Source organism: Tabrizicola oligotrophica, from assembly GCF_011008935.1.
GTDB classification, from domain to species: Bacteria; Pseudomonadota; Alphaproteobacteria; order Rhodobacterales; family Rhodobacteraceae; genus Tabrizicola_A; species Tabrizicola_A oligotrophica.
In genome coordinates this window covers 19,727-29,744 of the sequence record NZ_JAAIVJ010000021.1, presented here as the reverse complement: position 1 = coordinate 29,744, position 10,018 = coordinate 19,727, and the positions used below count along the sequence as shown (strand labels likewise).

General features: G+C 63.6%; 9 protein-coding genes and 1 pseudogene. 8 read left to right on the top strand and 2 right to left on the bottom strand.

The window, feature by feature from the left end; all coding sequences use genetic code 11:
• Positions 1-85: 85 nt before the first annotated feature.
• On the bottom strand, positions 86-424 hold the full coding sequence (locus G4Z14_RS17915) for a hypothetical protein (RefSeq protein WP_164628193.1): 339 nt from the start codon (positions 422-424) through the stop codon (positions 86-88).
• 105 nt (positions 425-529) lie between these two features.
• Here G4Z14_RS17915 and G4Z14_RS17910 point away from each other — a divergent pair.
• Together G4Z14_RS17910 and G4Z14_RS17905 are read left to right on the top strand one after the other, a co-directional pair.
• Positions 530-1,033 (top strand): annotated as a pseudogene (locus G4Z14_RS17910) (transposase); the annotation flags it as partial.
• A gap of 200 nt (positions 1,034-1,233) precedes the next feature.
• Positions 1,234-2,703 (top strand): FAD-binding oxidoreductase, encoded by a 1,470-nt coding sequence (locus tag G4Z14_RS17905; protein ID WP_321573077.1) that lies wholly within the window; start codon positions 1,234-1,236, stop codon positions 2,701-2,703.
• Positions 2,704-3,564: 861 nt separating this feature from the next.
• On the opposite strand, the gene G4Z14_RS17900 is transcribed toward G4Z14_RS17905, so the two are convergent.
• Positions 3,565-4,491 carry a LysR substrate-binding domain-containing protein gene (locus G4Z14_RS17900; RefSeq protein ID WP_164628192.1) on the bottom strand — a complete coding sequence of 309 codons (927 nt, stop codon included), beginning with the start codon at positions 4,489-4,491 and terminating at the stop codon, positions 3,565-3,567.
• Between the two features lie 114 nt (positions 4,492-4,605).
• On the opposite strand from G4Z14_RS17900, the gene G4Z14_RS17895 reads away from it, so the two are divergent.
• From G4Z14_RS17895 to G4Z14_RS17870, 6 genes are all read left to right on the top strand, one after another.
• Positions 4,606-5,691 carry an alcohol dehydrogenase family protein gene (locus G4Z14_RS17895; RefSeq protein WP_227751850.1) on the top strand — a complete coding sequence of 362 codons (1,086 nt, stop codon included), beginning with the start codon at positions 4,606-4,608 and terminating at the stop codon, positions 5,689-5,691.
• Positions 5,692-5,709: 18 nt separating this feature from the next.
• Positions 5,710-6,813: a mandelate racemase/muconate lactonizing enzyme family protein gene (locus tag G4Z14_RS17890; RefSeq protein ID WP_164628190.1), complete on the top strand. Its 1,104-nt coding sequence runs from the start codon at positions 5,710-5,712 to the stop codon at positions 6,811-6,813.
• 61 nt (positions 6,814-6,874) lie between these two features.
• Entirely contained in the window at positions 6,875-7,816 is a 942-nt protein-coding gene (locus tag G4Z14_RS17885) for a DMT family transporter (protein ID WP_321573076.1), read from the top strand.
• Positions 7,817-8,070: 254 nt separating this feature from the next.
• The gene (locus G4Z14_RS17880) at positions 8,071-8,469 is read left to right on the top strand and encodes a response regulator (RefSeq protein ID WP_164628188.1); all 399 of its coding nucleotides are present in this window, start codon (positions 8,071-8,073) and stop codon (positions 8,467-8,469) included.
• 203 nt (positions 8,470-8,672) lie between these two features.
• Positions 8,673-9,626: a response regulator gene (locus G4Z14_RS17875; protein WP_164628186.1), complete on the top strand. Its 954-nt coding sequence runs from the start codon at positions 8,673-8,675 to the stop codon at positions 9,624-9,626.
• Positions 9,623-10,006, top strand: coding sequence for an Hpt domain-containing protein (locus tag G4Z14_RS17870; RefSeq protein ID WP_164628185.1), 384 nt, complete (start codon positions 9,623-9,625; stop codon positions 10,004-10,006). Before G4Z14_RS17875 ends, G4Z14_RS17870 begins: the two co-directional genes overlap by 4 nt.
• Positions 10,007-10,018 lie beyond the last annotated feature (12 nt).

Below are 10,018 nucleotides of genomic sequence, written 5' to 3'. Positions count from 1 at the left end.
GGGAGCCTATGCCGTTTGATTGCCGGTCAAACCTGCCCACGATCCCGTGGAAAGACTGCCCACCTTCGCGTGGAATCCGCGCCCATCATCCCATGGATTGACTGTCCACCATCGCGTGGAACACGCAGGCACGCGGATCGTCCGCCAGCACTGGCACAGGGGCGGGTTTCTCCTTCGGCGGTGTCGGGTGGATGACAGCCGATAGCGGCGTGTCAGCCTTCGGCTTCAGCAGCCTGAACTGCGCCACAGGCTGCCCCGCCTCCTTTCTGGCCCAATAGCCCCGCGGCGGGACGGGCACATCGAGCCGGTCGCAGATCTTCTTCAGGCCGGTCCCCGAGATCCCGTATCCGGCAGCGAGGCGGGTGATCGGGGTTTCCCAGACAAGGCGGTAGAGGTCTTCACGCGTGACAGTCGTAGCAGGCATTGGGGGGCTCGCGTCTTGTTTGCGTTCCGATGTGGGTTCGGACCAGTCTGGCCAGGTGCGTACGTCCTTTTCCTTGCACCTAACATCGGGGCGGCATGAATGTAGATCCTAGACGACTACTCGCGCTACGTCGTCGGCTGGAAGCTCTGCGGCAACATGCGAGCCGAAGATGTGACCGATACGTTGGATATCGCCTTGGCAGCGTCAGGCTGCGACAGCGCCAAGGTTCTGCATAAACCCAGGCTGCTCAGCGATAATGGTTCGTCCTACATCGCGGCGGATCTGGCCGAATATCTCGAAGACAAGGGTATGAAACACGTCCGTGGTGCCCCGATGCATCCGCAGACCCAAGGCAAGATCGAGCGCTGGCACCAGACCCTGAAAAACCGCATCCTCTTGGAAAACTACTTCTTCGAAGGGGAACTCGAGGCTGCCGTCGCCGCCTTCATCGATCACTACAACCATCGTCGCTACCACGAGAGCATCGGCAATCTGACACCGGCCGACGTCTACTTTGGTCGCGGCGAAACCATCCTTGCCGAAAGGAGGCGCATCAAACACCAAACCATCCAAAACCGCCGCTTGAACCATCAGCGCCAAGCAGCATAACGTGAATCCGATGAGCCCAAGCCATCCGCTACAAAATCAACGAGGCTGTTCCAAATCATTCGACGACGGACAGCCTCGCGTTCCGCTTGGTCCATGACCAGCGCTGCGCCAAGCGGCCTTGTCGCATTTTCCTCCGAATACAGAAACTGTGGTAGACTTGGAAACGGGACCAAGGCTGACGAACGATTCCCTTGATCGCAGTGGCTTTGCCACGTCTGTGTCCGACCGCCACTTACCTGACAATTCCAAGACGCTGCCGCTTATTCGGCGGCCAACCACAAGCAATTCAGGAGGATGCAATGAGTGCCAAGACACCAAGTGATCTCCGTGGACTGATGCGCGGGGAGGTAATTGTTGAAGGCGATGCCGATTACGACACCGCGAGATCGGTCCATAATGGAATGATCGACAAGCGCCCTGCCGTCATTGTCCGGGCGATGAACGCTGGCGACGTGATGACCACGGTCAATTACGCAAGGGATAACGGCCAGAAGTTGTCGATCAGGGGAGGCGGCCACAGTGGCCCGGGATTTGGCACAAACGACGGTGGGGTGGTGATCGACCTGTCAAGAATGCGGGGCGTGCGGGTCGATTCCAGGGCCAGGACAGCTCGAGCCGAGGGTGGCGCAACTTGGGGTGACTTCAACGCCGCCACCAATGCGTTCGGCCTCGCCACGACCGGCGGGGTGATCTCCACAACCGGGATCAGCGGGCTGACGCTGGGCGGCGGCATCGGCTATCTGACCCGCGGACACGGCCTTTCGCTCGACAATCTGATTTCGGCCGATGTCGTGACCGCCGACGGTCGTATGCTTGTCGCGAGCGAGACCGAGAATCCCGACCTGTTCTGGGCCATCCGCGGTGGTGGCGGGAATTTCGGGGTCTGCACCTCGCTGGAGTACAAGCTCCAGCCGGTCAAGACCGTCTATTGGGGGCCGATGTTCTACGAGATCAGCGAGGCGGCCAATGTCCTGCGGTTCTACCGCGATTACATCAAGACCGCCCCCGAGGAGATGGGCGCCTTCCCCGCCTTCCAGATCGCACCGCCCCTGCCGTTCATCCCGGAAAACCGGCACGGCGACATGTTCGCCGCGATCGTGGCCTGCTGGTCCGGCGATCCGGCCGATGGCCCGCGCCAGTTCAAGGCCTTCCACGACGTTGCCGAAGTCAAGGCCGAGATGGTAGGGCCAGTGCCCTATCCCGCGATCAATGCGGCCTTCGACGGACTTTTCCCGACCGGGATCCGGCAATACTGGAAGGGCAATTTCGTCAAGGAACTGACGGACGACGCCATCGCGGCCCATGTCCAGCACGGCCCCAACGCGCCGAACGCCAGCTCGACCATGCATCTTTATCCGATCAACGGCGCCTGCCACCGGGTTGCGCCGGATGCCACCGCCTTCGGACATCGCGACGCAAACTTCTCCATGGTCATCATTTCCGCCTCCCCGGATCCAATGGATGACGCGCGCAACACGAAGTGGGTCCGCGACTATTCCGACGCGGTTGCGCCCCATTCCGAGGTCGGCGGCTATGTCAACTTCATGGACGATGACGATGCCAGTCGGGTGCGGGCGAATTATGGGAGCAACTTCGACCGCCTGACCAGGATCAAACGGCAGTTCGACCCAGACAACCTTTTCCGGGTCAATCAGAACATAGCCCCCTGAAACATCAGGAGGCTCACGTCAGGCGCTGTGCCTGACGGACCAGTCCCTGCTGCCCTCGACAGCCACTCGGACCTTGTCGGTGTGGCCTCTCTCAAGATGTCCAAGCCATGGCTGACCCTTCGACACCGGATCAGCCATGGCGCGCTTGAAGCCCTTGCCCGAACAAGGGACCGGCCATCGCGTGCTTTGTCTGGGAGCTCGGGATGCACCACCGGGTTCGGCCGGCATCTGCGCCAGAACAAAAACGCATCGGCAGCGATCGCACCGCTGCGGTCCACTTCCCTGCTCGGAGAAGGAATTGCCTTGTTCGGCTCGAAAAGTTCCCTGTTCGCGTCGGTAGGGAAATTCCGAATAAGTCTTTGAATAGCTGTGGGGATTTTCGATGGACTTCGCGTCATTTGTCCGAAAGCAGCAGGATTTCGCTGTTATTTTCCCTGTTTGCAGGGAACTATGCAGACGGGATAGCTCCAGACTGGCTCCTCCGCCATCCCCCCGCCCGGAAATCGAACATCGCCACAAGACAGGGTGACTGGCCGGGCTTGGTGGCTCGAAATCATCCGGTTTGCTGCACAAATGGCTGCACATTTTGCCAACTTTGCCCCGCTTGCCCGAAAATGCGGTTGCCGGCTGGTGCGGCGTTTGCCGGTGCGGCCTGTGAAGGGCCGGTCACGCCTGTCCTGTAGACGCTGCGAGGGTCGTGGCCCTGCTGCGGTGGTCCGATGCGGATACTGGTGACTTTCCGGCGCCGGTCGCGGGCAGGCAAGAGGGCGATATGATGGAGCGCCCGCCCTCTGATCGACCTGATGCCGGTTCCCGGGGGGGCGTCGACCTGGGAGCGATCTGCTGCGGCGGGACGGGCGGTCAGCCGAAGGGAAGGGCGCGCGCGCGTTCCTCGGCGGCTTGCTCGTGGATCCAGCTGCGCAACAGCGCGGCCGCCGGGGAAAGCTGATGGCCCTTGTTCCATGTCAGGAAATAGGTTCCGGGGGCCGGAAAGGCCAGATCGGTGAGCCGCACCAGCGCGCCCCTTTCCAGCATCGGGGAAATCATGCGATGCCAGCCGATCGCCACGCCCTGATCGGCGGCAGCGGCCTGCATGGCAAGGCTGAACTTGCCCAGCCGGCGGGCATGGAAGGATCGGCCGCGAAGACCGCCCTGCAACAGCGCCTGTTCCCATGTCACCCAATCCGGCGCGACCCAGTCGATGTCCAGAAGCGGCAGGTCGGGCAGATCGGCCACTGTGGCCCCGGCATGGCGCGCGGCAAAGGCGGGGCTGCAGACCGGGTAAAGCCAATCGTCGAACAGCGGCTCCGCGACATCGTTGATCCAGCCGCCCATGCCGTGCCGGATGCGCAACTGGACCTCCTCGGGGCGGAAATCGCGGTTGTTCTCGGCCAGCTGGTGGTCGATCGTGATCTCGGGATGCCGTCGCCAAAAGGCGGGCATCCGCGGCATCAGCCACATCGTGCCGGTCGTGTCGGTGGTGGCGATGGTCACATTGCGCGACTGGTCGCCGCGCCTGATGTCGCGCGCCACATCGGCGATGCGGGAAAACCCGGCGGCGACCGTGTTGTAAAGCTCGGTCCCGGCAGGCGTCAGCCGCACGCCGCGGCCGGTGCGGATGAACAGTGGCACGCCCAGTTCGCCCTCCAGCGCCTTGATCTGGCGGCTGATCGCGCCTGAAGTGACGTTCAGCTCGGCCGTGGCCGCCTTCAGGCTGGAGAGTCGCGCTGCAGCCTCGAAGGCCTGAAGCCCGGTCAAGGAGGGCAGATCGAAGAAGCGCCGGACCATGCATGCTCCATGAGTTGCATTTGAATCAATTCACAGTCGAATTTTAAGAGTATTGTGCGGAATGAGCAACTCGTCTTTCCATAGCGCCCGATTGACCTGCCAGGAAAGCCCGCCATGACTCATTACTTTCCCGCCACCATGTCCGGCGTCGTGCTGACCGGCCACGGCGGTTTCGACAAGCTGGAATTCCGCACCGATCTGCCTGTGCCGCAGCCGGCAAAGGGCGAGGTGCTGATCCGCGTCGCCGCATCGGCGATCAACAACACCGACATCAACACCCGCATCGGCTGGTATTCCAAGGCGGTGCGCGAAAGCACCGCCGAAGGCGGTACTTCTGAAGATGACGATGCCAGCTGGACGGGCGAGGCGCTGCATTTCCCCCGTATTCAGGGCGCGGATTGCTGCGGCCATATCGTGGCGGTGGGCGAGGGCGTCGATCCTGCCCGCATTGGCGAACGGGTGATCGTCAAGAACCTGTTGCATTCCTATGTGACCGGACCGTTCGCCTGCTGGACCTTCGGATCGGAATGCGACGGTGGTTTTGCACAATATGCCAAGGCTCCAGCGGCAGAAACCTATGCTGTCAACTGCGATTGGACCGATGCCGAACTCGCCTCGATGCCCTGCGCGTGGTCAACCGCCGAAGGCATGTTGCACCGGGCGGGCGTCAAGGCGGGCGAAACCGTGCTGATCACGGGGGCGTCTGGCGGTGTCGGATCGGCTGCCGTGCAACTGGCGCGGCGGCGCGGGGCAACGGTGATCGGCATCTCGAGCAAGGCGAAGGCGGATCAGGTTCTGGCGCTCGGGGCATCGCGTGTTGTCGCGCGGGGCGCAAACCTTGTAGCTGAACTGGGCGCGGACAGCGTCGATGTCGTCATCGACATTGCCGCCGGACCAGGCTTTCCCGAATTGCCTGAGGTGCTGAAACGCGGCGGCCGCTATGCTGTTGCCGGGGCCATCGCAGGGCCGATTGTCGAACTGGATGTCCGCAACCTTTACCTCAAAGATCTGACCTTCTTTGGCTGCACCTATTACGACGATGTCGTGTTCGAAAACCTCGTCTCCTACATCGAGCGCGGCGAAATCCGGCCGAATGTCGGCGCCACCTATCCGCTGGAGCGGATTGTCGAGGCGCAGCAGGAGTTCCTGTCGAAAAATACCGGCGGCAAGATCGTTCTGATCATTCCGCAGACCCTCTGAACCCAAAGGATCAAGCCCATGAAAATCACCGCGATCCATGTCTACGAGGCCGACCTTCCCGTGGTCGGCACCTACCGCATGTCGATGAGCGCCATCACCCGCCTGACCAGCGTGCTGGTCGAACTGGTCACCGACACCGGCCTTGTCGGCTGGGGCGAGGTGTGCCCGCTGGGGTCTGTCTACCAACCGCAGCACCTTTTGGGCGCGCGGGCCGCGGTTGCGGAGATGGCCCCGAAACTGATCGGGCTGGACCCGACGCAGATCGTACAGTTGAACCGCGCGATGAAGGCGGCGCTTGACGGCCACAACTATGCCAAGGCCGCAATCGACACCGCCGCCTGGGATCTGGCGGGCAAACGCTATGGCCGCCGGTTGTGTGACCTTTTGGGCGGCACGAGGTCAGACACGGTCCCGACCTACTATGCCATTGCCGTGGCCGCCCCGGAGGAGCAAGCCCGCGTGGCCGCCGAGCGGCAGGCCGAGGGGTTCCGCCGCCTGCAGATCAAGGTCGGCGGGCGCGACATCGAGGAAGACATCGAAGCTATCCGCCGCATTTCCGAGGTCCTGAAACCCGGCACGCGCCTTGCCGCCGACGGCAATCGCGGCCTGACCGGGCGGGACACGGTGTTCCTGTCGCAGCGCCTGCGCGACCTGGCGCTGATCCTTGAACAGCCCTGCGCCACGCTGGACGAAATTGCCTCCATCAAGCCGCAGCTTTGCCATCCCGTCTATCTCGACGAGGTGACCGAGGATGTGAACATCGTCGCCCGCGCCATCGGCGACCGGCTGGCCGACGGCTTCGGCATGAAGATCACGCGGATCGGCGGCATCTCGGCCATGCTGACGGTGCGCGACCTATGCGAGGCGCGGGGTCTGCCGCACACCGTCGATGACAACTGGGGCGGCGACATCATCGCGGCGGCCTGCGTGCATGTCGGCGCCACCGTCGCGCCGCGCCTGTTCGAAGGTGCCTGGATCGCCGCACCCTATATCGCCGAACCCTACGACGCCGCGCACGGCCCCCGCATCGAGAACGGGCGGATCCGCATTCCCGCCGGGCCGGGCCTTGGCATCACGCCGAGCCCGGCGCGCATCGGCGCTGCGGTGCAAAGTTTCGGCTGAGGCCGTCTTGCCTTTCCGGCGCGGGATGGCGATGGTCCGCCCGCGCCATCAGGAGACTTCCGTGACCCGTCTGCCCCAAGGCCTCTTTGCCATCCTTCCCGCCGTCTTTGCCATGGCGCTGACCGACGCGATCATCAAGAACTGGAGCGCGGGGATCTCGCTTTGGCAGATCTGGGTGCTGCGGTCGGCTCTGGTGCTGCCGGTGCTGTTCGTCATGGCGCGCGGACGGGTGCGGGTGGCGCGGGCGGGATGGGTCGGCTTGCGCTGTCTGGCGCTGATCGGGATGTATCTGACGATGTACCCCGCCTTGCCGCTCATCGACATGGCCCTGGCGGGGGCCGCGTTCTACACCGCGCCGCTGTTCATCGCGGGGCTTTCGGCGCTGGTTCTGGGCCAGCGCATCGCGGGCCGGCAATGGCTGGCCATCCTTGTGGGTTTTGCCGGGCTTCTGCTGATCGTGCGGCCCTTCGGCCTGGCCTTCACGCCGATCGTCCTTTTGCCGGTCGCCGCCGCCTTCTGCTACGCCTGTGCCGCCATCCTGACCCGCGCCCACTGCATGGAGGTGCCGCCGGCCGTGATGGGCTTTTGGCTGAATGTCGCGTTTCTTGGCTTTGGCGGGGTCGCGGCGGCGCTGTTGCAGGCCGGGGTCACGCTGCCGGACGTCGACTTTCCGTTCCTGCTGGCGCCGTGGCAGTCAATGTCCCTTGCCGACTGGGGCACCCTCGCGGTGCTGGCGGTGCTGATGATCGGCATCTCGGTCGGCGTGGCAACGGCCTACAAATCGCCGCAACCCGCCGTCATCGCCGCGCTGGAATACTGTTACATGATCTTCGCCTGCTTCTGGGGCTTTGTCTTCTTCGCCGAAGTGCCGGACGTCTGGACGGTGATCGGAACGGCGCTGATTGCGGCAAGCGGCTGCACCGTTCTCCTGATGCCGAACGGTCGATTGCGGCACCCGAGCCGGACCTGGGCGTCGGACGCTCCGCCTGCGTTGGCCGAGTGACCGCCGAGGGGCGCTTTGACCGATCGGTGTGAGCCCGCGCACAGATCGGGGGAAGCTGGCCGCCGTCTTGCTCCTGAGGCGTCAAGCTGCACGCAGGCCGGAGCCTCCCGCAACGGCCGGTGCAGTTCAGGACCGATGCGGCACTTGCGTCGACGGCCGCTTTTTGCATAGCTGGCAAAGGGGCAGGTCTCTGCGCGGCTGTGCGGCGCGACCGGTCCGGTTCAGCCCGGGGGGGCGTTTTCACGGGGTGGAGCGTGACGGAACAAGCGCGAATTCTGGTGGCCGAGGACGACGAAATCAGTCAGGCCATTGTCCAGCAGATGCTCGGGACGTTGGGCCCGCTTGAGCTTACCATCGTATCAAATGGCCGCGAGGCGCTGATCGAGTGCATGGCGCGGAAGTTCGATCTCTTGATCGTTGACCGCAAGATGCCGCTGATTACCGGTGACCGGCTCATCCGGCAGCTGCGCACCTCGGGCAATCCGAACGCGGAAACGCCGATCATCCTGTTTTCTGCCTCCACCGCCGCCGAGCTGAAGGAGATGGGCATTTCCAACATGGCAGACATGGTTCTTTCGAAACCGATCCGGGGGGGCGAGTTTCTCGGGGCGGTACGGACACTGGTCGGCGCGCGCGCCGGCATCCGGTCCTGACGCAACGTTGGCCTGCTGGCGGCCCGCAAGGGCCATTTCGTTGCCGTGCCGCATCATGGCGAATATCTTGAAAACTCATCACATAGTCGCCAAAAATTCGCCGCTTTTTGACTCGCACTCTGCGCGGGAGCGGTCGATGCCAAAGCGCCGATGTTCAGGTGCGGCGGGCTGGGTCGGCCAGATATGCAGGCAAGGAACATGAGATGAAGATCCTGGCGGTCGATGACGATCCGGTCTTTCTGGAGTTGCTGCTTCGGACGCTTCGGTCGCAGGGCCATGCCGATGTGACCACCGCCGGATCGGCTCGCGAGGCGCTGGCGCTGCTGGCCAACGCGCAGCGCCCCTTCGACTGCCTGCTGCTCGACATCCAGATGCCGGAAATCAACGGGGTCCAGCTGTGCCAGGCGGTGCGCGGGCTTGAGGTCTATCGCCGCACGCCCATCGTGATGATCACCGCGATGTCGGGCAAGAGCTTTGTCGATGACGCTTTCACGGCAGGGGCGACGGATTACATCACCAAGCCGCTTGACCGTCTCGAACTCAAGGCGCGCATGGGCATGGTCGCCCGTCTGCATGACGAGCGTCAGCGCATGGCTGTGCTGGAGCGGCAGACCGCCCCGAACGCCAGCCTGCCGGAGTTCCGGGTGGATTTTGCCGCCCCGCTGCTGATCCCCGGCGTCGATCGCGCCTTCGAATATCTGGCGCTGGAAAACTACCTTCTGACCCTTGGCATCAAGCGGCTCTATTCGGTCGGGGCTTTCGCCATCAACATCGAGAACGCCGACCTGATCTTCAGCAAGACCAATGCCGCGGCCTTCGTGAACATGCTTGGCGACGTGGCGACGGCAATCCTTGACGGGCTGAAGACCGAACAGGTGATGCTGTCCTACGCGGGAGGCGGAAACTTTGTGATCCTTGTCCAGCGCAATTTCTCGATCGACGTGGAAGAGCTTGCGCTGATGATCGACCTCGTTCTGGGGGATTTCGAATCCATCTACACCGCGGACCGCATTCCGATGCCCCGGATCCGGATCGGAGAACTGGTGCGCGGCTCGATCTTTGCCTCGACCAGACCAACCCGCATTCTCGATCAGGCCATCGAAACGGCGCAGCCGAAAGCGGCCGGCAAACCCGGCACGCGCGGACTCGCCGCATGACCCCGCTCAGGCAGAGCCTTGTCCCGGAGCGGCCGGGGTCTGCCCCGCGCGAAGCGGTCGCGCCGGGGCTGGCAGCCATTCAGGCCCGCTTTCTCGAGCTGATCTGCGACAGGGTTCTGGTGTTCGAGACGCTGAAGAAGGATCTTGAGGCCAACCGCAAGCCGGCGCTGGCGCTGACCAGGATCGCGGATCTCGCGCACAAGATTGCCGGCGTTGCGGCGACATTGGGCTTTCCCCATGCCGGAGAGCTCGCCGCCGATGTCGAACGGGCGGTGCGCGATGGCGCGGCCGCCGGGATGCCCGCGCTGCAAACCTGGGAGCGGGTTTCGCCGACGCTGGAGCAGTTTCTGGACGAGCTTGAAAGCCTGCTGGACGATTGATCCGCGGTTTTC